This is a genomic window from Paractinoplanes atraurantiacus (assembly GCF_900215205.1).
GTDB lineage: Bacteria > Actinomycetota > Actinomycetes > Mycobacteriales > Micromonosporaceae > Actinoplanes > Actinoplanes atraurantiacus.
Genome location: NZ_OBDY01000029.1, coordinates 77,930 through 98,348 on the forward strand (window position 1 = coordinate 77,930; position 20,419 = coordinate 98,348).

Below are 20,419 nucleotides of genomic sequence, written 5' to 3' on the forward strand. Positions count from 1 at the left end.
CCTGTCCGGAAACCCGGGCAGCGTATCAACGATCATGGAATGTCGTTGCTCTGCACGGCGACCGTCGGCGTCGACCGCCATCCGTCGCCGTTGATGGCCCGGGCCCGGCCGGCAAGCCGTTTCAGCGCCTCGTCGGCGGCTTCGCTGCGCTCGGCCCCGCTGTAGCCGATGAAGGCGATCAGGCCGGGCTGGGGCTCCCACGCGATCGCGCCGTTGCCGCCGAAGACCGAGCTCAGGCTGCCGGTCGCATAGAGGTGATCCTCGTAGCCGCCGGCCGCCGCCACGCCGGTGAAGGTCAGTCCGCCGCCGAGGGCTTCCCGCTCCCCCAGGTCGGCCGTGCCGTACCGCACCTCGCGGATCGACGCCGGCCGGTAGGTGCCGGAGGCGACGACGGACAGGCCCGCCGGCGGGGTCAGGACCGGCCGGCCCCCGGAGAGCCGAACCCGGTCCGCGATCGCCCGCAGATCGGCCACGGGCAGATCGCCGCGGACCCGGACGTGCTCGCCGCCGAGCGCTTTGACGACCATGCCACGAGCGGCGGCCGAGGGAGCGGCGGTCGAGGGGGCGGCCGGTGAAGCAGCACCAGGTGAAGGGGCGACGGGATAGGTGATCACGGCGCCGTCGTGGCCGAGCGAACCGCCCGGGCGCCGGACCACGATCGTCCATGGGCCGGCGCCGGCCACGGTGTCGCGGCGGTCGAGGGCGGCGCCGGCGGTGCACGCGCCTTCGATCACGATCGCGACCGGCGAGGCGCCCGTGACCGCGGACGGAAATCCCAGCGAGGGGGCGGGGGCTGACCCCGTACACAAAGAAGGGGTGACGGTGACCGGCGCCGCCTCCTCGCTCCCGCCGCGGTTGAAGAACAGGAAGGCGACGAGGGCCAGAAGGAGGACGACGACCGCGCCCACCACGGGAAAGCGCTTGTCCGATCCGAAGGTGACGACGTCGGGCACGGGTCTAAGTATCGTTCAACTTCGAATGGTGGCGGCTGTAGAAGAAGTAGACCGCCGCGCCGAGCAGGAACCAGATCACGAAGCGCAACCACGTCACCGGGTCGAGGAACGTGATGAGCCAGATCGAGAAGAGCACGCCGACCGCCGGCACGACCGGCATGCCCGGCACCTTGAAGGACCGGTGCAGGTCGGGCCGCCGGTAACGCAGCACGATGATGGCCACGCAGACCACCACGAAGGCCAGCAGGATGCCGATGTTGGTCAGTTCGGCCGCCTCCCGGATCGGCAGGAAGCCCGCGATGATCGCCGACGCGATGCCGGCGATCCACGTAACCCGGCTCGGCACCCGCCGCCGTGGATGCAGGCCGGCGAACCACGCGGGAAGCAGGCCGTCGCGGCTCATCGAGTACCAGACGCGGGTCACCCCCAGCATGAAGGTGAACATCACGGTGAGGATGCCGATGATCGCGCCGACCGCGATGACGTCGGCCAGCCCGGACAGGCCGACCGCGGCGAAGGCCGACGAGAAGCCGCTCTCGGGGTCGATGTCCTGGTAGTTCTGCATGCCGGTGAGCACGAGCGTGGCCAGCACGTACAGCACCATCGAGATGGCCAGCGAGTAGATGATCGCGCGGGGCAGGTGGCGCCGGGCGTCCTTGCTCTCCTCGGCCGCGGTGCTCATCGCGTCGTACCCGAAGACCGCGAAGAAGACCGTCGCCGCGCCGGTGACCGCGCCGCTCCAGCCGAACGGGAAGAACGGCGTGTAGTTGTCGGTGTTGATGTGGAAGAACCCGACGACCACCACCAGCAGCACCACGAACACCTTGATCCCCACGACCGCCGTCTCGGCCCGGGCCGCCGCCCTGATGCCTTGATTGAGGAGGTACGCGATCAGGAGGCACAGAATCATGGCGAAGAGGTCCACCACGTGCCCGTCGCCGCTGCCGGGGGCGCCGAGCATCCAGGCCGGCAGGTCGAGGCCGAGCTCGCCCACCAGGAACGAGAAGTACCCGGAGATGCCGATGGCGACGACCGCGACGATCGCCGTGTATTCGAGCAGCAGGTCCCACCCGATGAACCAGCCGACGACCTCACCGAGGACCACGTAGCCGTACGTGTAGGCCGACCCGGCCTTGGGGATCATGCCGGCGAATTCGGCGTACGACAGCGCGGCCGCCGCCGAGGCGATGCCCGCGATGAGGAACGAGATCAGCACGGCCGGGCCGGCCGTCTCGTGCGCGACCGCCCCGGCCAGCGCGAAGATGCCGGCCCCGATGATGCCGCCCACTCCGATGGCCGTGAGCTGCCACAACCCGAGCGAGCGTTGCAGGTGGGTGTCCCGCTCGTCTTCCATGTCCTCGACGGGCTTGCGCCGGAAGATGCCCTCCATTTCCTCACCTTGCATCAACATCCATGGATGCGCCAGACGGAAACCGACGCCCGCCGGCGCCGAGCTGATCGCCGGCTTCACCACCGCGATGGCCGCCACCGACGGCCTTAGCCGATCCTTCACAGATCGGCCACCCCTTCTCCCCGTCCGGTCCCTAGCGTTCGCGGCATGCGCGTCACGATGATCCTGCCCGCGTTGACCGAAGCCACCAGCCCGCTGTTCCGGCCGATCAAGTACTCGCTCTTCCCGCCGCTCGGCCTGGCCACGCTCGCGGCCTATCTCTCCCCCACCGACGAGGTCCGGATCCTCGACGAACACGTCACGAAGCTCGACGTGGACGACGACACTCCGGACCTCGTGGTCATCCAGGTCTACATCACCTCGGCCCGGCGCGCGTACGAGCTGGCCGACGCGTACCGGGCCCGGGGTGTCAAGGTGGCGTTGGGCGGCCTGCACGTGACGTCGCTTCCGGACGAGGCGGCCGCCCACGCCGACGTCATCTTCCTCGGCCCGGGCGAGGACACGTGGCCCCAGTTCCTGGCCGACTTCCGCCAGGGCTCTTTTTCGAGCAGATACACCAGTTCCCGCCGTACGCTCGTCGGGCTCCCGCCGATCCGCAGGGACCTGATCCAGCGGCACCACTACCTCGTGCCGAACTCGATCGTGGTGACCCGGGGCTGCCCGCACCACTGCGACTTCTGCTACAAGGACGCGTTCTTCGAGGGCGGGAAGTCGTTCTACACGCAGTTGGTGGACGACGCGCTGGCCGAGATCGACCGCCTGCCCGGCAAGCACCTGTACTTCCTCGACGACCACCTGCTGGGCAACAAGCGCTTCGCGTCGGCCCTGTTCGACGGCATGCGCGGGATGGGCCGCCTGTGGCAGGCGGCCAGTACGGTCGACGCGATCCTGGCCCCCGATCTGCTCGAGAAGGCGGCCGAGGCCGGCCTGCGCAGCATGTTCGTCGGCCTGGAGACCATCAACGCGGCCAACCTGCCCAGCCAGCGCAAACGCCAGAACGTGGGCCGCGACTACGCCGCAGTGGTCCGCCGCCTCCACGACACCGGCGTCATGATCAACGCCAGCTTCGTCTTCGGCATGGACGACGACGACCCCGACGTCTTCGACCGCACGGTCGCGTGGGGCGTCGAGCACGGCCTGGAGACGGCCACGTTCCACATCATGACGCCGTATCCCGGCACAGCCCTCTACAAGCGCATGGAGCCCCGGCTGCTCCACAAGGACTGGGACCTCTACGACACCCGGCACGTCGTCTACGAGCCGAGCGGCATGACCACCACCCAGCTCGAGGAGGGCTATTGGCGGGCTTACCGCGACTTCTACCGCTGGTCCAACATCTGGCGCGGCGCCGCCGGCAAGCCGGCCCGCGCTCGGATGCGCCACCTGGCGTACGCCGGAGGCTGGAAGAAGTTCGAACCGCTGTGGGACGCCCTGATCAGATCGGGTCAGGTGCTGCGCGCCCTCCCATTGTTGGAGCGTTCCCTGTCCCTTCCCGATGGCGATCACATTAAATCAGAAATGCGGCGGAAACTGAATACGGCGGTGAGGAGTATCTAACGGCAGGTTGTTCCGGATGAAACCTCGCTGAAACCGCCGATCCCTTGACTGGCTCCAGCAACAGCGGCTTGACCTGGGGCTAGGAGGCACGAGGATGCCGGAGCGGTATGTGCTGGCGCGCTGGCCGGATGGGACTCGACAGCGAATCTATTCACCGTCCACCGTGGTCGAAGACTATTTCTCCGACGACCATGAATACGCGGTGGCCGACTTCGTGAATCGCTGCCGTACGGCATTGCGCATTGCCAGCGACCGAGTCCAGCAGGCTTACGGATTTCCCTGTTCCCGCGCCGCCGCCTCTCTCGTCCAGGTCGAACAGCACGCCGTCCGCCACAGCACCGGCGCCGTGACCGTCGAGGGGATCGAAGCATGAGCACGCACCACACGGTCGTGATCGTCGGTGGCGGCCAGGCCGGGCTGGCGATGAGCTGGCACCTGAAGCGCCTCGGCGTCGACCACGTCGTGTTCGAGCGCGACCGGGTCGGTCACGAGTGGCGCGACCGGCGGTGGGACTCCTTCTGCCTGGTCACCCCGAACTGGCAGGTCGACCTGCCCGGCTTCCCCTACACCGGCGACGATCCGGACGGCTTCATGCCGGGCGCCGAGGTGGTCACCCATCTCGAGGCGTACGCGGCCTCGTTCGCCCCGCCACTGCGCGAGGGCGTCACCGTGACCCGGCTTCGCCGTACCCCCGACGGGGTCTTCCACCTGGAGACCAGTGCCGGCCCGTGCACCGCCGGCCAGGTCGTCGTGGCGACCGGCCCCTACCACGCCCCGGCCGTGCCGCGGCTCGCCGAACGGCTGCCCGCCGGCGTCGTCCAGCTGCACTCCTCGCAGTATCGGCGCCCCGAGCAGCTGCCCGACGGTGACGTGCTCGTGGTCGGCACCGGCCAGTCGGGCTGCCAGATCGCCGAGGACCTGCATCTGACCGGCCGGCGGGTGCATCTCGCGGTCGGCAGCGCGCCCCGGGCCGCCCGCCGCTACCGCGGCCGCGACACCCTGGCCTGGCTGGACGCCATGGGCCACTACGCCAAGGGCGTCGACGAGTTCGGCGACGTGGACGAGGTCCGGCTGCGCGCCAACCACTACATGACCGGCCGCGACGGTGGCCGCGACATCGACCTGCGCGCCTTCGCGGCGCAGGGCATGCAGCTGTACGGCCGGCTGCGCGACATCACCGCCGGCAGCCTCGGTTTCGCCGGTGATCTGGCCGCCAACCTGGACAACGCCGACGCCGTGGCCGAGGGCATCAAGGACGCCATCGACCGCTGGATCGCCGCCAACGGCGTCGACGCCCCGGCCGAGGACCGGTACGTGCCGGTGTGGCAGCCGCCGGCCGGCGAGCGCACCCTCGACCCGGCCCGGCTGGCCGCGGTCATCTGGGCCACCGGCTTCCACCGCGACCACCGCTGGATCCAGGTGCCCGTGTTCGACGGCCGCGGCTACCCCACACACGACCGTGGCGTGACCAGCTGCCCCGGCCTGTACTTCCTCGGCCTGCCCTGGCAGTGGACCTGGGGGTCGGGCCGGTTCGCCGGCATCGCCCGCGACGCCGCGCACCTGGCCGGGAGGATCACGGCGGCGGGCCGGGCCCGGATGGCCGAAGAGGTCAGCTGGCTGGCCGGCACCGCCACCGAGACCTTCCCGCGGCTGGAGTGGGCGGCATGAACGACGCCCACCGCCACCTCGGCGTCCTGCCCGCCTACCCGTTCTACGGCGGTCCGGCGGTCCACCCGGACACCACCGCCCGCGCCACCATCGACGAGCTGATCGCCGACCTCGACGCCGAAGGCACCGAGCGGGCGCTGGTCCTGCCCAACTACGGCGTACCCGACCCGGACGTGGCCTTCGGCTTCAACGACCTGGTGGTCGAGGCCGCGCAGCGCGACGACCGGATCCGGGCCGGGCTGTGGGTCTCGGCCAAACCCGAGGACGGCGAGCGGACGGCGCGGGCTCTGCGATTGGCCGGGGAGCCGGGCGTACGGGCCCTCAAGCTCAGCTTCCTGCTCGGCGGCGGCGCCGGCGACCCCGGGCTCGACGCCATCTTCGCCGCCGCCCGCGAGCACGACCTCACCGTCCACGTACACACCTCCCCGGGCGCCGCCTCCGACATCGACCGGGTCGGCACGCTGGTCGACCGCTACGGCGACGACGTCCGCGTCCACCTGGTGCACTTCGGCGGCGGGATGAGCGCCCACATCAAGCTGATCGGCGGCCGGTTCTTCGACTGGATCACCGCCGGCAAGCAGGTCTACACCGACCTGTCCTGGGCCATCGGGTTCGCCCCGCGCTGGCTGGCCCAGGAGATCGACCGGCGTGGCATCGGCCACGACCGGGTGCTGTTCGCCAGCGACGAACCGTGGGGCGATCACGCCGGGGAGTACGCCCGGCTGCGTGCGGTCGCCGCCGGCTCCGAGCTGTCCCAGTCCGTTTTCCACACCAATTTCGCCAAGTTGTACGGCTGAAGGAGTCCCCCATGTCCGAGCTGACCGACCTCGAGCAGAAGAGCCTCACCGAGATCCCGCACCCGTCGCTGCCCGAGGGCTCGAGCATCTACGGCACCACCAAGGTGTTCCCCGACTACCAGGCCGAGAACGGCGAAACCTACTTCACCCTGGTCCACGGCATCGCCCACGAGTCGTCGGTGAGCTTCGTGGCGATCCTGCAGGCCACCCGGGCGCTGCGGAAGGGCTTCGAATCGGCGATCTACTTCTACGGCCCGGGCTCGCTCAACGCGCTGGCCACCCGCGGCTTCCCGACCACCGGCACCTCCGCCTTCCCGGGCGAGCACAACATCAACAACGCGCTGAAGACGTTCATCGCCGAGGGCGGCAAGGTGTACTGCTGCCGGTTCGGGCTCTCGCTGCACGGCGCCCGCGAGGAGGACCTCATCGAGGGCGTCATCCCGACCCACCCGCTCGACGTGCAGGACGCGATCATCCACTACGCCCGCAAGGGCGCCATCATCAACTCGACGTACATGGTCTGACATGTCCATCGACGTTCGATCCGACCTGGCCGTGCGCGGCGTGCGGGTGGCGACACCCGTGCGCCGCCCGGCCGGTGCGGGCCCCAGCGACGACGGGCACCTGGTCATCGACGGCGGCAACGCCGCGCTGCCGGTGAACCCGGCCAGCCCGTACGAGATCCGCGACGACAAGATCTGGCTGGGCGAGACCGACACCGGGCTGTCGCTCCAGGTCGTACACCGGCCGCGGTTCTATGACCTGACGACCGCCGACGGGGTGCCGTACGAGAAGATCGCCCGGCTGCACGGCCGCAACATCCTCGCCACCACCGTCGTGCAGACCTGCATCCGGTACGCCGAGGACCAGCGCTGCCGTTTCTGCACCATCGAGGAGTCGCTGCGCACCGGCGCCACCGTCGCCGCCAAGACGCCGGCCCAGCTGGCCGAGGTGGCCGAGGCCGCGGTCCGGCTGGACGGCGTCGAGCAGATGGTCATGACGACCGGCACCACGACCGGGCCCGACCGGGGCGCCCGCAACCTCGTCCGCTCGGTCGCGGCCGTGCTGGCCGCGGTGCCCGGCCTGCCCGTCCAGGTGCAGATCGAGCCACCGGGCGACCTGCGGGTCATCGACGACCTGCACGCGGCCGGCGCCTCCGCGATCGGCATCCACGTCGAGTCCCTCGACGACGAGATCCGCCGCCGGTGGATGCCCGGCAAGGGCTCGGTCCCGATGGCCGAGTACGAGGCCGCCTGGGACCGCGCCGTGCAGGTGTTCGGCCGCAACCAGGTCTCCACCTACTTGCTGATCGGGCTCGGCGAGGACCCGGACGAACTCGTGGCGGGCGCGGCCCGGCTGATCGAGCGGGGCGTCTACCCGTTCGCCGTGCCGTTCCGGCCGATGGCCGGCACCCTGGCCCGGCGCGACGGCCTGACCGCCCCGGCGCCCTCGCTGGTCCGCGACGTCAGCGAGCGGGTGGCGGCGCTGCTGCGCGAGGCGGGAATGCTCGGGCGCGACCAGAAGGCCGGCTGCGCCGCGTGCGGGGCCTGCGGCGTCCTCCAGGCGGCCGGCGGATGACCGACCTGGCGCCGGCACTGACCGGGACACCGTCCTTCGTCATCTCCCCCGACGACGACCGCCGCGACTACCACCGGCTGCGGCGGCGGGTCTTCGTCGACGAGCAGGCCCTGTTCACCGGCGACGACCGCGACGAGGCCGACGACGATCCGCGGACGGTGGTGCTGGTCGCCCGGGACTCCGGCGGCACCGTTCTCGGCGGGGTCCGTCTCGGCCCGGCCGGGCCGGGTCCGGACATCGGCTGGTGGAACGGCGGCCGGCTGGTCGTCGACCCCGCGGTGCGCGGCACCCGCGGCATCGGGCCCGCCCTGATCCGCGCGGCGTGCGCCCACGCCGAATCGGCCGGCGCCCTTCGGTTCGACGCCACCGTGCAACACCGGTGGGAAGCCATGTTCGGCCGGCTCGGCTGGCAGCGGGTACGCCGCACGGTGGTGGCCGGCCGGCCGCACACGCGGATGCGGTGGCCGATCCGCCGCCTGCACGACCTGGCCGCGGCGGCCAAGAGCCCGCTCGGCGACCTCGTCCACGGCCTCGCCCCGGCCGGCTGGGCCGGCGACGACGGCGCCCCCGTCCCCGGCAGCGATCTGATCGCCGCCTGCGACGCCATCCTGCCGTCCATGGTCGAACGGGACCCGGAATGGGCCGGCTGGTGCGCCGTCCTGGTCAACGTCAACGACCTGGCCGCCATGGGCGCGGCGCCGGTGGGGCTGCTCAACGCGGTCGCCGGGCGCGACGCCGCCTTCGTGGCCCGGGTCCTGACCGGGCTGCGGCGCGCCGCACAGGCGTACGGCGTGCCGGTCCTCGGCGGGCACACCCAACTCGGCGTTCCGGCCGCGCTGTCGGCGACCGCGCTCGGGCGCGCCGCCCACCCGGTACCCGGCGGCGGAGGCCGTCCCGGGCACCGGATCCGGCTCACCGCCGACCTCGGCGGCCGCTGGCGGCCCGGCTATCAGGGCCGGCAATGGGACTCGACCAGCCGGCGCAGCCCGGCCGAGCTCCAGGAGATGACCGGCTTCGTGGGCGCGGCCCGGCCGGCCGCGGCCAAGGACGTGTCCATGGCCGGCATCGCCGGAACGCTCGGGATGCTGGCCGAGGCCAGCGGTTGCGGCGCGATCCTCGACGTCGCCGCCGTTCCCCGGCCGGCCGCGGCGACCGCCGGCGACTGGCTCACCTGCTTCCCCGGCTTCGCCATGCTCACCGCCGGCGAGCTGCGGGCGGCGCCGAGCGGCCCCGCCGTCACCGCCGGCTGCGGCGAGCTCGTCGCCGGACAGGGGGTCCAGCTGCGCTGGCCCGACGGAGAACTCACCCCCGCGATCGGCGGCGGTGTCACGGGATTGGGGACGGCCACATCATGACCAGCATCCGGATGGCCGCGGTCGCGGAGCCCTTCGACCGCGACCTGGACGGCGACTTCACCCGCATCGAGAAGATCATCGGCGCGGCGCGGGCCGACGGCGTACGGCTGCTCGCCCTGCCCGAGGCGGCCCTCGGCGGATATCTGGCCGACCTCGACGGCGACGCCGAGCAGCCGCCCGCGCTGCGGATCGACGGCCCCGAGATCGCCCGGCTCGTCGACCTCGCCGGCGACATGGTGGTCTGCGCCGGCTTCTGCGAGGCGGACGGTGACCGCCGCTACAACACCGTGGTGGCGGTCGGCGCGGGCCGCGTCCTCGGCCGGCACCGCAAGGTGCACCAGCCGTTGCGGGAGAACGCCAGCTACGACTCGGGCGACGGCTTCGCCGCCTTCGACACGCCGGTCGGCCGGATCGGCCTGCTCATCTGCTACGACAAGGCGTTCCCGGAGTCGGCCCGGGCCCTGGCGCTCGACGGCGCGCAGATCATCGTGTGCGTGTCGGCCTGGCCCGGCAGCCGCACGAACGCGCCGGACGACCTGGTCGACGACCGCTGGACCCGCCGCTTCGACCTGTTCGACCGGGCCCGGGCGCTCGAGAACCAGGTCGTGTGGCTGTCGGCCAACCAGGCCGGCCGGTTCGGCTCGCTCCGATTCGTGTGCAGCGCCAAGGTGGTCGACCCCGGCGGCGACGTGCTGGCCACCACCGGCTGCGCGGCCGGCGTGGCGGTCGCCGACGTCGAAGTGGCCGAGTCACTGGCCGCCGCCCGCCGGTACATGGGTCACCTGCGGGACCGGCGCCCGGACACGTACCGATCGTGACGCTCACCCGCATCGCCGCGGCGGCCGCGCACTTCGGCCGTGACATCGAGTACGACCTCGGCCGCATCGGCAAGCTCATCGGCGACGCCCGGCAGGCCGGCGCCGACCTGCTCGTGCTGCCGGACGCCGCGATCGGCGGCTACCTGGCCGACCTGCGCCGTCCCGATCCGGACGCGCTGCCGCCCGCCTTCACCGCGGACGACGCGGTCCTGCGGCGGGTCGCCGCGCTGGCCCGGGAGATGGTGGTGTGCGTCGGCTACTGCGAGGCCGACGGCGACGACCGCTACAACGCGGCGATCTGCCTGTCCGGCGACGGGATCCTCGGCCGGCACCGCAAGGTCCACCTGCCTGCGGCCGAGGTCACCGTGTACCGCCCCGGCGACGACTTCACCCCGTTCGACACCCCGGTGGGCCGGATCGGCATGCTCATCGACTACGACAAGACGTTCCCGGAGTCGGCCCGGACCCTGGCCCTCGGCGGCGCGCGGATCCTGGCCTGCCTGTCGGCGTGGCCGGCCAGCATCACCAATCAGGCGCCCAAGCTGTCCCAGGACCGCCAGTCGCGGCTGTTCGACCTCTACGACTGCGCCCGCGCCGCCGAGAACCAGGTCGTCGTGGTCTCCTCCAACCAGACCGGCGCGGTCGGCGGCCTGCGCTTCCTCGGCCAGGCCAAAGTGGTCGGCCCGGCCGGGAACGTCCTGGCCCGGACCTGGGCCAAGGCCGGTCTCGCGGTCGCCGAGCTGGACGTCGAAGCCGAGATCAGCGCCGCTCGCCGGGTCCTGCGCCACCTCGACGAGTTGCGACCCGACACCTACCGGACGGCGGCGCCATGAGGATCGCCCTGCTCACCTACTCGACCCGCCCGCGCGGCGGCGTCGTCCACACGCTCGCGCTGGCCGAGGCCCTGGCCGCCCTCGGGCACGACGTCACCGTCTGGACGCTGGGCCGCGGCGGTGGCTTCTTCCGGCCGGTCGACCCGGCCGTCACCCTGCGGGTCGTGCCGTTCCCGCCGGTCGAGGGTGAGAGCGTCGGCGCGCGCATCCTGCGCTCCATCGCGCTGTTGCGAGAGGCGTTCACCCCTTCGGCGTACGACATCGTGCACGCCCAGGACTGCATCAGCGCCAACGCCGTCGACCGCTGCGTCCGGACGATCCACCACCTCGACCAGTTCACCACCCCGGAGCTGAAGGCCTGCCACGAGCGGGCGATCGTCCGCCCGTACGCCCACCTCTGCGTCTCGCAGGCGGTGGCGGCCGAGGTCCGGGCGGGCTGGGGTCTCGAACCCGGCGTGATCCCCAACGGCGTCGACGCCGCCCGTTTCGCCGCGGCCGAGCCGTCGGCCGCGCACGGCCGCTACCTGCTGGCCGTCGGCGGCATCGAGCCCCGCAAGGGCTCGCTCGACCTGCTGGAGGCCTACGCCCTGCTCCGGCGGGACCACCCGGAGCTCCGCCTGGTCGTGGCCGGCGGGGAGACCCTGTTCGACTATCGCGCCTACCGGGCCGAGTGGGAGGCCCGGGCCGCGGCACTGGCCGTGGAGCCGGTCGTGCTGGGCGCGGTCGACCACGACGAACTGCCCGGCATCGTGGCCGGCGCGGCGGCGTTCGCCTTCCCCTCGACCAAGGAGGGCTTCGGCCTGGCCGCCATGGAGGCCCTGGCCGCCCGGGTGCCGGTGGTCGTCCGCGACCTGCCCGTCCTGCGCGAGGTGTTCGGCGCCTCCGTCCGATACGGCAGCGACCCCCACTCACTCGCCGCGGCCCTGCGCGAGGCGGTCGAAAACCCCGGCCCCGGCCGGGAGAAGGCCGGTCAGGAGCTCGCCTTCGCCCACACCTGGGAGGCGGCCGCGCGAGCCCACGTCAGGTTCTATCAGCAGCTGGCGTGACGCCTCGTACGTGTGCCCGTTCGCCCTGCTTGCCGACGAGGCTGAGGAACTCCACGGGTCCCGAGCTGGTGGCCCCGAACCAGTGCGGGGTCCGTGTGTCGAACTCCGCGGCCTCGCCCGGCTCGAGGACGAGGTCGTGCGGGCCGAGAACGAGCCTCAGCCGGCCGTTGAGGACGAACGCCCAGTCCCAGCCCTCGTGCGTGCGCAGACGCGGCTGATCGTCGTCGCGGCCGGCCGGCAGGACGAACTTGTAGGCCTGGATACCGCCGGGGCGGCGGGTGAGCGGCACGATCGTCGTGCCGTCCGTGGTGGCCAGCGGGCGCATGTTGACGCGGGGGTCGCCGGTCGGCGGCGCGTCGACGAGCTCGTCCAGGGTGACACCGTACGCGCGGGCCAGCGGCAGCAGCTGTTCGAGCGTGGGCAGCCGGAGACCGCCCTCGAGCCGGGACAGCGTGCTGATCGAGATGCCGGTCCGCTCGGCCAGGTCGGTCAGGGTGATGTCGCGACGCCGGCGGAGCTCCTTGAGCCGGGGCCCTACGCCGCCGAGGGTGCGTTTTGTCGAGTCGTCCATAGCGCCATTTTGCCATTCGGCAAAACTCTTTGCCGCATGGACGCGGGCTTGCGCATGCTCGTCGAGCGGGTGCCACACGGCCCCGTTGAGCTGCTCCTTCGGCCTTCGTGAGGAAGAACCATGAGCAACACCATCGACGACCCCCGACGGCGCCGCCTGATCCTGATCGCGGTGTGCGTGGCCTTGATGGCCGTCATCGCCTCGGTGACCGGCCTGAATGTCGCCCAGCCGGAGCTCGCCGTCGAGTTCGGCGCCTCGCAGAGCGAGGTGCTGTGGATCATCAACAGCTACACCATGACGCTGGCCGCCCTGCTGCTGCCGCTCGGGGCGTTCGGCGACCGGCGCGGGCGCAAGCCGGTGCTCCTGCTGGGCCTGCTTCTGTTCGGCGCCGCGAACGTCGCCGCCGGCCTGGCCACCTCGGCCGAGATCATGCTCGCGTCCCGCATCGTCTCCGGCGCCGGAGCTGCGATGATCATGCCGGTCACGCTGGCGGTGATCACGTCGACCTTCCCCGAGGAGGAACGGTCCAAGGGCATCGGGGTCTGGACCGCGGTGGCCGGCGGCGGTGGCATCCTCGGGATGTACCTGTCCGCCCTGCTGGTCGATGTCGCCACCTGGCGGTGGCTGTTCGTCCTGCCCGTCGTGCTCGTCCTGGTGTCGTTCGCGATGGTCGCCCGGTCCGTTCCCGACTCCCGCGAGCACACCGCGCACCGGTTCGACACCGTCGGGTCGGCGGCCTCGGCCGTCGCCGTGCTCGCTCTGATCTTCGTCCTGCACGAGGGCCCGGTGAACGGATGGACCAAGCCTTCGACGGTCATCGGGCTCGGCGCCGGTCTGCTGGCCGCGATCGGATTCGTCGTGGGGGAACTGCGCCAACCGGCGCCGCTGCTCGACATCCGGCTCTTCCGCCGGCGGGGTCTGGCCGGCGGGTCACTCGTCCTCCTGGTCGTCTTCGGAGTGCAGGCGGGCATCTTCGTCGTGCTCTTCCCGTTCCTGCAGGCCGTGCTGGGCTGGTCGGCGCTCCGGGCGACCCTGGCCATGATGCCGATGGCGCTGCTGATGATGCTCGCCTCCGGCCTCGCCCCCAAGGTGAGCGCCCGGATCGGAAGCCGCGCGACGATGGCCCTGGGCATCCTGGCTGGAGGCGCCGGCCTCGCCCTCATGGCGATCCTGGTCTCCGTCGACGGCGGCTACCGGTCGGTGCTGCCCGGCACGCTCGCCATGGGCCTGGGCATGGGCCTGTCCATGACGCCCTCGACCGAGGCGATCACCGGTTCCCTGCCGGCCGAGAGTCAGGGCGTCGCCTCCGCTCTGAACGACGTGACCCGCGAGTTCGGCACCGCCCTCGGCGTCGCCCTGCTCGGCGCGGTGCTCTCCGCCGGCTACCGCGGCGCCATCGAGTCCCGGCTCAACGGCGTGCCGGCGGACGTGGCCGGCACCGCCCGCGAAGGCGTCGCCAACGCCATCGCCGTGGCCGGTGAGAGTGGAACGCGCGCCGAGGCGCTGCTGTCGGCGGCCAAGGAGTCGTTCGTCGACGGGTGGCAGCAGGCGATGTGGGCCGGAGCCGCCGTCATGGCCGCCCTCCTCGTCTACGTCGTGGCCCGGGGCCCGCAGCGCGTCGCGCCGTCAATCACGGGGAAGGTCCCGGTGGCGGGCGAACCAGCGCTCGGCGTAAAGGCCTCCGCCCAGGGCGGCCATGGCCGGGACGAAGAGCAGTAGGGCCGTGATGAACGAGTAGTCCTTGCCGTCGGCCGCCAGCAGGGCGATCGGCGGCAGGAGCAGCAGGCCGACCATTACGTACAGCCAGACGGGCTGCTCGCGGGGAAGGCGGCGCAGGAATCCGGTGTGGTTGGTCATGTTTCCGGCATACCCGAAACGGGCGGGACCTATCGTTTCGCAGGTGACATCGCAACAAATCACCCTCGCCCGCGTCATCACCGAAGTCTTCGCCCCGGCGGTGCTGGTCACCGCCCTCCTGCTGGTGGTGGGCCGCTGGTGGGGCGTCCCGGCCGCCGTCTTCACCGCGGGCATTCCCATGGCGTACGTCTTCCGGGGCGTCCGCCGCGGCGACTGGGCCGACCACCACATCCCCGAGCGCTCCCACCGCAAGGCCCCGCTGCTGTTCGGGGTGGCCTCGGTGGCCGTCGGCCTGACCGCGCTGATCCTGCTCGGCGCGCCGCGCTCCCTGCTCGCCCTGATGATCGCCGGCGTGGCCGGCCTGCTCGTGTTCGGCGCGGTCACCGCGTTCTGGAAGATGTCCATCCACGCCGGTGTCGCCGCCGGCACGGTCGCCGTGCTGGTCACCGTCTACGGTCCGTGGGCCCTGGCCGGCGCGCTGTTGCTGCCGCTGATCGGCTGGTCCCGGGTGCGGCTCACCGCGCACACCCCGGCCCAGGTGATCGCCGGAACGATGACCGGCGCCCTGATCGCCGGCACTGTCTTCCCCACACTGCGCTGATCGAAGGGGGACAATGAGATCATGACGTATCCTCCGCCGCTGTATCACGGGGACAAGGGCGAGGTCAGCGCGACCTACCGCCCGGACGGCACCGCCCCGGAGCTCGTCTATCCGACCAACGGCACCCGCGTGCACTATCTGTCCACGGGCGCCTCGACCAACGGGCTGTTCGGCCTCTACCGCTGGGAGTGCGGTCCGGGTGTCACCGGGCCCGACCCGCACTTCCACCATTCGCTGGCCGAGAGCTTCTACATCCTCAACGGCGTCATGAGCATCTACAACGGTGAACGCTGGATCGAGGCGTCACCGGGCGACTACGTGCATGTCCCGCCCGGCGGCATCCACGCTTTCAAGAACCGCTCCGGCGCCCCGGTCTCGATGCTGCTGCACTTCTCGCCGGGCGCGCCCCGCGAGGGCTACTTCGAGGGCCTCGCCCACGTGAACGAGATGAGCGACGAGGAGAAGGCCGCCTTCTATCTGGAGCATGACAACATCTGGCTGTGACCCAGTCAGTGATCGATCTCTTCGACCGTGTGGCCGACCGCTACGACGAGGTGCTGCCCTTCTTCTCGGAGCTGGGCCGCCTCGTCGCCGAGCGGCTCCCCGGCGAAAACGGCGGCCGTCTTCTCGACATCGGGGCGGGCCGCGGTGCGATCGCCCTCCCGGCCCGCGACCGGGGTTTCGCGGTGACCGCCACCGACGCCGCTCCGCGCATGGCCACGCTGCTGGCCGCCGAGGGCGTCGACGTGGCCGTGGTGGACGCCGAACATCTGCCGTTTCCGGACGCCACCTTCGACGTGGTCACCGCCGGGCTCGTAATGCACCTTCTGGACAACCCCGATTCGGCCGTACGGGAGGTACGCCGCGTCCTGAAGCCCGGTGGCCTGTTCGCTTTCACGACGCCGGGCCGCGTGCCGGACGGCTTCGAGTTCGCCGACGGCGCGAACGCGCTGTTCGCCGAGTTCTCACGACACCTGCCGCCCGGCGGGAGCATGGGTGCGCCGTTCGACGAGTTCGAGTCCTTGGCCGCGGCCGGCTTCGCCGGGATCGAGGAGGCCGACCTGCGGGTCGAGATCCCGGTCGACGGCGCGGAGACCCTGTGGGAGTGGTTCCGTACGCACGGCACCCGCAAGTTCCTCGACGACCTCGGCGACGAGCACCGGGCCCAGTTCCGGGCCCGGCTGCTCGCCGACCTCGAGGCCCGCGACCGCGTCGTGCTACGCCGTTACGCGTGGCTCTACACGGCCCGGGCCTGACCGCCGCTCAGTCGTCGTCCCCGTCGTCGCCGCCGTCGTCATCGTCGTCGTCCCCGTCGCCGCCCGGGCAGCCGGAGAGGGTGAGCACCGTGGCGACCCCACCGGCCGCCAGCAGCACCCGGCCGAAGAAGGCTCGCCGTCCGATCCGTTCCTCATCGTCCATACCGGCATTCTGGCAAGCGGGGACGGGTGTCAGGAACCCACCGATATCGTGAAGCGGCGGTACGGGCCCGGCGCACCGTGATCAATCTCGGTCATGCCGAGCCCTTGCAGAATCCGGACCGACGCCGTGTTGCCGGTCAGCGCCTCGGCCCAGATCTCGGTGAGGCCGAGCACGCCGAATCCGTAGGCCAGCCCGGCCCGGGCCGCGGCGCCGCCGTAACCGCGGCCCCACCGGTGGGAGTCGCCGATGACGTAGCCGAGCTCGCGCCGGCGCGGCTCGTGGCCGTGCAGGTCGACGTAGCCGACCAGCTCCCCCTCGTGCACGGCGCCGAGCCGGATCAGGTCGGCCGGCGGATCGGTCACGATGCGGAGCTGGAAGGCGACGTGCACCTCCAGGGACAGGTCGGGCGTCCAATCGGCGCCCGCCACGAAGCGCGGGTCCAGCGACCACGAGGCGATCGTCGCGGCGTCGGCCGAGACGAGCGGGCGCAGCTCGACCAGTGGTGGTGTCAGTGGAGCAGGGACGGCATGGCCTCCTGGAGCATCGGGCGCCAATCGGGCAGCGGGGCCACGCCGGTCGCGGCCCAACGGTGGTGGCCGAGCACGCTGTACGACGGGCGGCGGGCCGGGCGGACGAAGCGGTCGCTGGTCGTCGGGCGTACGCGGGAAGGGTCGTGACCGGCCTCGGCGAAGACCGCCTGGGCCAGCCCGAACCAGGTGGTGGAGCCGGCCGCCGTGCCGTGGTAGATGCCCGGGGCCGCCTGCGACAAGCCTAGGGCAACGAGTTGCCGGGCGAGGGCGTACGACCAGGTGGGCGGCCCGGTCTGGTCGTACACCACGTCGACGGTGTCGCGTTCGCGGGCCAGGCGCAGCATCGTACGGACGAAGTTGTTGCCGTGTTCGCCGTAGAGCCAGGCCGTGCGCACCACCGTGCCGCCGGAGGCCAGAACCGCCCGCTCCCCCACGGCCTTGCCCCGGCCGTAGGCGTTGACCGGAGCCGGAATGGCGTCCTCGGGGTACGGCGAGGTGGCCGTGCCGTCGAAGACGTAGTCGGTGGAGACGTGGAGGAGGCGTTTGCCCGCGGCCGCGGCCAGGACGGCGACGGCGTGCCCGTTCACCGCGGTGGCCGCCGCCTCGTTCGCCTCCGCGCCGTCGACGTCGGTCCACGCGGCCGCGTTGAGCACCACGTCGGCCCCATCGACCGCGTCGCGCACGGCTGCGGCGTCGGAGATGTCCAGATCGGCCCGGGTCGCGGCGACCACGTCGGTCTCGCCGGCCTCCGACAGCGCGGAAACCAGGTCACGGCCCAGCATGCCGCCGGCGCCGGTGACGAGCCAGCGCATCAGAGACCGGCCCGGGCCTTGAGCGGCTCCCACCACTCGCGGTTCGACCGGTACCACTCGACCGTCGCGTCCAGTCCGGCGGCGAGGGTGACCGCCGGGGCGTACCCCAATTCCTCGGAGATCTTGGTGATGTCGAGCGAGTAGCGGCGGTCGTGGCCCTTGCGGTCCTCGACCGGACGGACCATGTCCCAGCCCGCGCCGCACGCCTCGAGGAGGAGCGAGGTCAGGTCACGGTTGGAGAGTTCGGTGCCGCCGCCGATGTTGTAGACCTCGCCCGCGCGGCCCTTGGTCAGCGCCAGCTGGATGCCGCGGACGTGGTCGGAGACGTGCAGCCAGTCTCGGACGTTGCCGCCGTCGCCGTACAGGGGCACCTGCTTGCCGTCGAGCAAATTCGTGACGAACAGCGGGATGACCTTTTCCGGGAACTGGTAGTGGCCGTAGTTGTTGGAGCAGCGGGTCACCACCACGTCCATGCCGTGCGTGCGGTGGGCGGCCAGCGCCATCAGGTCGGAGCCGGCCTTCGAGGCGGCGTACGGCGAGTTCGGGGCCAGCGGCCACGTCTCGGTCCACGAGCCCTCGTCGATCGACCCGTACACCTCGTCGGTCGAAACGTGCAGGAACCGGCCGACTCCGGCCCGGCGGGCCTCGTCGAGCAGCACCTGCGTGCCCAGCACGTTGGTGGTCACGAACGGCGTGGCGCTCTGGATCGAGCGGTCCACATGGGACTCGGCCGCGAAATGGACGATCGCGTCGTGTCCCGGCAGAAGTTCGCGAAGCAGCGCAGCGTCGCCGATATCGCCCTGAACGAAGCGGAGTCGCTCATGCGACACCGGCAGATTGGCCCGATTGCCCGAATAGGACAGGAGGTCGAGCACGGTGACGTCGGCGTATTCATCCTGAAGGATGGCGCGGACGTACTCCGATCCGATGAAACCGGCACCCCCGGTCACGAAAATGTGCACGGCTGGCGAGTGTAGACGTGCGCCGCACTCTGCGTAACCTGCGCGAGTGCGAGGAATTCTGCTCGCCGGGGGAACCGGCTCACGTCTCTGGCCCATCACCATGGCCATGTCCAAGCAACTCATGCCGATCTTCGACAAACCGATGATCTACTACCCGCTGACCACCCTGGTGTCGGCCGGGATCCGGGAGATCATGATCATCACGACGCCCGAGGACCAGCCGCACTTCCAGCGGCTGCTGGGCGACGGCTCGCAGTTCGGCCTGGCCCTGACCTACGCGGTGCAGCCGCGCCCGGAGGGCATCGCCCAGGCCTTCCGGATCGGGGCCGACTTCATCGGCGACGACCCGGTGGCCCTGATCCTGGGCGACAACATCTTCCACGGCGTCGGCCTGGGACGGCAGCTCACCCGCTTCGCCGAGCCCGAGGGCGGCCGCGTCTTCGCCTATCCCGTGGCCGATCCCGAGCGCTACGGCGTCGTCGAGTTCGACGACACGGGCAAGGTCCTCTCGATCGAGGAGAAGCCGGTCAAACCCAAGTCGACGTACGTCGTCCCGGGTCTCTACTTCTACGACGCCGACGTGGTGCGGATCGCCGAGAAGCTCGAGCCGAGCGCGCGCGGCGAGCTCGAGATCACCGCCGTGAACGAGGAGTACCGCCGCCAGGGCCGGCTCGACGTCACCGTGCTCGACCGGGGCACCGTGTGGCTCGACACCGGCACGTTCCAGTCGATGGTGCAGGCCTCGGAATACGTGCGGGTCATCGAGGAGCGGCAGGGCCTGAAAATCGGCTGCGTCGAGGAGGCCGCGTGGCGGCTGGGCTTCATCGGCGACGATCATCTGCGTGAGCTGGCCCAACCGCTTCTCAAGAGCGGCTACGGCCAGTATCTTGAACGCCTGCTGGACATGGGAGGTCCCCGGTGAAGATCCGCCCCTTGAGCATCGAGGGCGCGTGGGAGGTCACACCCGTGCAGCACGGCGACGACCGTGGCACGTTCCTCGAGTGGTACCGCTTCGACCGTCTGGCCGAGGCCGTGGGCCATCCGCTCGACCTGAGGCAGGCCAACCTCTCCACCTCCGCGCGCGACGTCGTGCGCGGTGTCCACTTCGCCGATGTGCCACCGGGACAGGCGAAATACGTGACGTGCGTGTCGGGCTCGATCCTGGACGTCGTGGTCGACCTGCGGGTCGGCTCGCCCACGTTCGGCGCCTGGGAGGCCGTTCCGCTCGACGACGTGGAGCGCCGCGCGGTCTATCTCGCCGAGGGGCTGGGCCACGCTTTCTGCGCGCTGACCGACGACGCCACGGTCACCTATCTGTGCTCGGCCACCTATCGGCCCGGCCACGAGCACGGCGTGCACCCGCTCGACCCCGAGCTCGGCATCGACTGGCCGGCCGGCGCGGCGCTGCTGTCGCCCAAGGACGCGGCCGCGCCGACGCTGGCCGAGGCGCGGGAGGCGGGGCTGCTGCCGCGGTACGACGAGTGCCGCGCATTCACCGCAACCCTTCGTCGGGTTCAAGACATTCATCCATCCCCGCCGGACGATTGACCGGCGGCCGATCGGTTGGTATGTGGCAAGCAATTCCGCGGCGGTGTGCGGGCATGCGAGGCGAGAACCGAAGATAGTCCGATGTGACCACTTTGGAGACTGT

General features: G+C 71.4%; 24 protein-coding genes. 16 read left to right on the plus strand and 8 right to left on the minus strand.

The window, feature by feature from the left end; all coding sequences use genetic code 11:
- Nucleotides 1-32: 32 nt before the first annotated feature.
- Both CRP55_RS41280 and CRP55_RS41285 read right to left on the minus strand, forming a co-directional pair.
- A complete protein-coding gene (locus tag CRP55_RS41280) occupies nt 33-953 on the minus strand; it encodes a hypothetical protein (RefSeq protein WP_097327458.1) in 921 nt (306 codons plus the stop codon).
- 4 nt (nt 954-957) lie between these two features.
- Entirely contained in the window at nt 958-2,343 is a 1,386-nt protein-coding gene (locus CRP55_RS41285; RefSeq protein WP_097327507.1) for an amino acid permease, read from the minus strand.
- Nucleotides 2,344-2,511: 168 nt separating this feature from the next.
- Here CRP55_RS41285 and CRP55_RS41290 point away from each other — a divergent pair, with 168 nt between their 5' ends.
- The 10 genes from CRP55_RS41290 to CRP55_RS41335 all read left to right on the plus strand — a co-directional run bounded on the left by CRP55_RS41290 (nt 2,512) and on the right by CRP55_RS41335 (nt 12,016).
- Nucleotides 2,512-3,921 (plus strand): B12-binding domain-containing radical SAM protein, encoded by a 1,410-nt coding sequence (locus tag CRP55_RS41290; RefSeq protein ID WP_097327459.1) that lies wholly within the window; start codon nt 2,512-2,514, stop codon nt 3,919-3,921.
- A 94-nt stretch (nt 3,922-4,015) separates the two neighbouring features.
- Complete coding sequence (locus CRP55_RS41295) at nt 4,016-4,294, plus strand: MSMEG_0570 family nitrogen starvation response protein (RefSeq protein WP_097327460.1); 279 nt, start codon at nt 4,016-4,018, stop codon at nt 4,292-4,294.
- Nucleotides 4,291-5,589 (plus strand): MSMEG_0569 family flavin-dependent oxidoreductase, encoded by a 1,299-nt coding sequence (locus CRP55_RS41300; protein WP_097327461.1) that lies wholly within the window; start codon nt 4,291-4,293, stop codon nt 5,587-5,589. The genes CRP55_RS41295 and CRP55_RS41300 overlap by 4 nt, the downstream gene beginning before the upstream one ends.
- Nucleotides 5,586-6,386: an amidohydrolase family protein gene (locus CRP55_RS41305; RefSeq protein ID WP_097327508.1), complete on the plus strand. Its 801-nt coding sequence runs from the start codon at nt 5,586-5,588 to the stop codon at nt 6,384-6,386. Before CRP55_RS41300 ends, CRP55_RS41305 begins: the two co-directional genes overlap by 4 nt.
- A gap of 11 nt (nt 6,387-6,397) precedes the next feature.
- Nucleotides 6,398-6,910, plus strand: a complete 513-nt coding sequence (locus CRP55_RS41310; protein WP_097327462.1) for an MSMEG_0572/Sll0783 family nitrogen starvation response protein — start codon at nt 6,398-6,400, stop codon at nt 6,908-6,910.
- A gap of 1 nt (nt 6,911) precedes the next feature.
- Nucleotides 6,912-7,964, plus strand: coding sequence for an MSMEG_0568 family radical SAM protein (locus CRP55_RS41315; protein WP_097327463.1), 1,053 nt, complete (start codon nt 6,912-6,914; stop codon nt 7,962-7,964).
- Complete coding sequence (locus CRP55_RS41320) at nt 7,961-9,319, plus strand: MSMEG_0567/sll0787 family protein (RefSeq protein WP_097327509.1); 1,359 nt, start codon at nt 7,961-7,963, stop codon at nt 9,317-9,319. Before CRP55_RS41315 ends, CRP55_RS41320 begins: the two co-directional genes overlap by 4 nt.
- A complete protein-coding gene (locus CRP55_RS41325; protein WP_097327464.1) occupies nt 9,316-10,137 on the plus strand; it encodes a carbon-nitrogen hydrolase family protein in 822 nt (273 codons plus the stop codon). Before CRP55_RS41320 ends, CRP55_RS41325 begins: the two co-directional genes overlap by 4 nt.
- Complete coding sequence (locus CRP55_RS41330; RefSeq protein WP_097327465.1) at nt 10,134-10,970, plus strand: carbon-nitrogen hydrolase family protein; 837 nt, start codon at nt 10,134-10,136, stop codon at nt 10,968-10,970. The genes CRP55_RS41325 and CRP55_RS41330 overlap by 4 nt, the downstream gene beginning before the upstream one ends.
- A complete protein-coding gene (locus CRP55_RS41335; RefSeq protein ID WP_097327466.1) occupies nt 10,967-12,016 on the plus strand; it encodes an MSMEG_0565 family glycosyltransferase in 1,050 nt (349 codons plus the stop codon). Before CRP55_RS41330 ends, CRP55_RS41335 begins: the two co-directional genes overlap by 4 nt.
- Here the strand turns inward: CRP55_RS41335 and CRP55_RS41340 are convergent.
- The gene (locus CRP55_RS41340; protein WP_097327467.1) at nt 11,991-12,587 is read right to left on the minus strand and encodes a helix-turn-helix domain-containing protein; all 597 of its coding nucleotides are present in this window, start codon (nt 12,585-12,587) and stop codon (nt 11,991-11,993) included. The genes CRP55_RS41335 and CRP55_RS41340 overlap by 26 nt on opposite strands.
- Before the next feature lie 120 nt (nt 12,588-12,707).
- On the opposite strand from CRP55_RS41340, the gene CRP55_RS41345 reads away from it, so the two are divergent.
- Nucleotides 12,708-14,306 (plus strand): MFS transporter, encoded by a 1,599-nt coding sequence (locus CRP55_RS41345; protein WP_097327468.1) that lies wholly within the window; start codon nt 12,708-12,710, stop codon nt 14,304-14,306.
- Here CRP55_RS41345 and CRP55_RS41350 read toward each other — a convergent pair.
- The gene (locus CRP55_RS41350) at nt 14,214-14,444 is read right to left on the minus strand and encodes a hypothetical protein (RefSeq protein ID WP_097327469.1); all 231 of its coding nucleotides are present in this window, start codon (nt 14,442-14,444) and stop codon (nt 14,214-14,216) included. The genes CRP55_RS41345 and CRP55_RS41350 overlap by 93 nt on opposite strands.
- 43 nt (nt 14,445-14,487) lie before the next feature.
- On the opposite strand from CRP55_RS41350, the gene CRP55_RS41355 reads away from it, so the two are divergent.
- From CRP55_RS41355 to CRP55_RS41365, 3 genes are read left to right on the plus strand one after another with little or no spacing between them, the layout of a single operon-like run.
- Nucleotides 14,488-15,045 (plus strand): phosphatase PAP2 family protein, encoded by a 558-nt coding sequence (locus CRP55_RS41355; RefSeq protein WP_245923691.1) that lies wholly within the window; start codon nt 14,488-14,490, stop codon nt 15,043-15,045.
- Nucleotides 15,046-15,066: 21 nt separating this feature from the next.
- Nucleotides 15,067-15,549, plus strand: coding sequence for a cupin domain-containing protein (locus CRP55_RS41360; RefSeq protein WP_097327470.1), 483 nt, complete (start codon nt 15,067-15,069; stop codon nt 15,547-15,549).
- Nucleotides 15,546-16,301 carry a class I SAM-dependent methyltransferase gene (locus CRP55_RS41365; RefSeq protein ID WP_097327471.1) on the plus strand — a complete coding sequence of 252 codons (756 nt, stop codon included), beginning with the start codon at nt 15,546-15,548 and terminating at the stop codon, nt 16,299-16,301. The genes CRP55_RS41360 and CRP55_RS41365 overlap by 4 nt, the downstream gene beginning before the upstream one ends.
- A 7-nt stretch (nt 16,302-16,308) precedes the next feature.
- On the opposite strand, the gene CRP55_RS53595 is transcribed toward CRP55_RS41365, so the two are convergent.
- From CRP55_RS53595 to rfbB, 4 genes are read right to left on the minus strand one after another with little or no spacing between them, the layout of a single operon-like run.
- Nucleotides 16,309-16,464, minus strand: a complete 156-nt coding sequence (locus CRP55_RS53595) for a hypothetical protein (RefSeq protein WP_179855559.1) — start codon at nt 16,462-16,464, stop codon at nt 16,309-16,311.
- A gap of 29 nt (nt 16,465-16,493) precedes the next feature.
- The gene (locus CRP55_RS41370) at nt 16,494-17,018 is read right to left on the minus strand and encodes a GNAT family N-acetyltransferase (protein ID WP_179855560.1); all 525 of its coding nucleotides are present in this window, start codon (nt 17,016-17,018) and stop codon (nt 16,494-16,496) included.
- Nucleotides 16,973-17,806, minus strand: a complete 834-nt coding sequence (gene rfbD, locus CRP55_RS41375; RefSeq protein ID WP_179855561.1) for a dTDP-4-dehydrorhamnose reductase — start codon at nt 17,804-17,806, stop codon at nt 16,973-16,975. The genes CRP55_RS41370 and rfbD overlap by 46 nt, the downstream gene beginning before the upstream one ends.
- Nucleotides 17,806-18,768 (minus strand): dTDP-glucose 4,6-dehydratase, encoded by a 963-nt coding sequence (rfbB, locus tag CRP55_RS41380; RefSeq protein ID WP_097327473.1) that lies wholly within the window; start codon nt 18,766-18,768, stop codon nt 17,806-17,808. Before rfbB ends, rfbD begins: the two co-directional genes overlap by 1 nt.
- Nucleotides 18,769-18,814: 46 nt before the next feature.
- Between rfbB and rfbA the strand changes: the two genes are divergently transcribed.
- Both rfbA and CRP55_RS41390 read left to right on the plus strand, forming a co-directional pair.
- The gene (gene rfbA / locus CRP55_RS41385) at nt 18,815-19,690 is read left to right on the plus strand and encodes a glucose-1-phosphate thymidylyltransferase RfbA (protein ID WP_097327474.1); all 876 of its coding nucleotides are present in this window, start codon (nt 18,815-18,817) and stop codon (nt 19,688-19,690) included.
- The gene (locus CRP55_RS41390; RefSeq protein ID WP_097327475.1) at nt 19,687-20,316 is read left to right on the plus strand and encodes a dTDP-4-dehydrorhamnose 3,5-epimerase family protein; all 630 of its coding nucleotides are present in this window, start codon (nt 19,687-19,689) and stop codon (nt 20,314-20,316) included. The genes rfbA and CRP55_RS41390 overlap by 4 nt, the downstream gene beginning before the upstream one ends.
- Nucleotides 20,317-20,419: the final 103 nt, after the last annotated feature.

Bases quoted from the DNA above. Each gene is read 5' to 3' on its own strand.
- CRP55_RS41320 (WP_097327509.1), top strand. From the start codon at position 7,961: ATGACCGACCTGGCGCCGGCACTGACCGGGACACCGTCCTTCGTCATC.
- CRP55_RS41295 (WP_097327460.1), top strand. From the start codon at position 4,016: ATGCCGGAGCGGTATGTGCTGGCGCGCTGGCCGGATGGGACTCGACAG.
- CRP55_RS41300 (WP_097327461.1), top strand. From the start codon at position 4,291: ATGAGCACGCACCACACGGTCGTGATCGTCGGTGGCGGCCAGGCCGGG.
- CRP55_RS41350 (WP_097327469.1), bottom strand. From the start codon at position 14,444: ATGACCAACCACACCGGATTCCTGCGCCGCCTTCCCCGCGAGCAGCCC.
- CRP55_RS41340 (WP_097327467.1), bottom strand. From the start codon at position 12,587: ATGGACGACTCGACAAAACGCACCCTCGGCGGCGTAGGGCCCCGGCTC.
- CRP55_RS41285 (WP_097327507.1), bottom strand. From the start codon at position 2,343: ATGGAGGGCATCTTCCGGCGCAAGCCCGTCGAGGACATGGAAGACGAG.
- CRP55_RS41335 (WP_097327466.1), top strand. From the start codon at position 10,967: ATGAGGATCGCCCTGCTCACCTACTCGACCCGCCCGCGCGGCGGCGTC.
- CRP55_RS41345 (WP_097327468.1), top strand. From the start codon at position 12,708: ATGAGCAACACCATCGACGACCCCCGACGGCGCCGCCTGATCCTGATC.
- CRP55_RS41315 (WP_097327463.1), top strand. From the start codon at position 6,912: ATGTCCATCGACGTTCGATCCGACCTGGCCGTGCGCGGCGTGCGGGTG.
- CRP55_RS41290 (WP_097327459.1), top strand. From the start codon at position 2,512: ATGCGCGTCACGATGATCCTGCCCGCGTTGACCGAAGCCACCAGCCCG.
- CRP55_RS41325 (WP_097327464.1), top strand. From the start codon at position 9,316: ATGACCAGCATCCGGATGGCCGCGGTCGCGGAGCCCTTCGACCGCGAC.
- CRP55_RS41360 (WP_097327470.1), top strand. From the start codon at position 15,067: ATGACGTATCCTCCGCCGCTGTATCACGGGGACAAGGGCGAGGTCAGC.
- rfbD (WP_179855561.1), bottom strand. From the start codon at position 17,806: ATGCGCTGGCTCGTCACCGGCGCCGGCGGCATGCTGGGCCGTGACCTG.
- CRP55_RS53595 (WP_179855559.1), bottom strand. From the start codon at position 16,464: ATGGACGATGAGGAACGGATCGGACGGCGAGCCTTCTTCGGCCGGGTG.
- CRP55_RS41310 (WP_097327462.1), top strand. From the start codon at position 6,398: ATGTCCGAGCTGACCGACCTCGAGCAGAAGAGCCTCACCGAGATCCCG.
- CRP55_RS41305 (WP_097327508.1), top strand. From the start codon at position 5,586: ATGAACGACGCCCACCGCCACCTCGGCGTCCTGCCCGCCTACCCGTTC.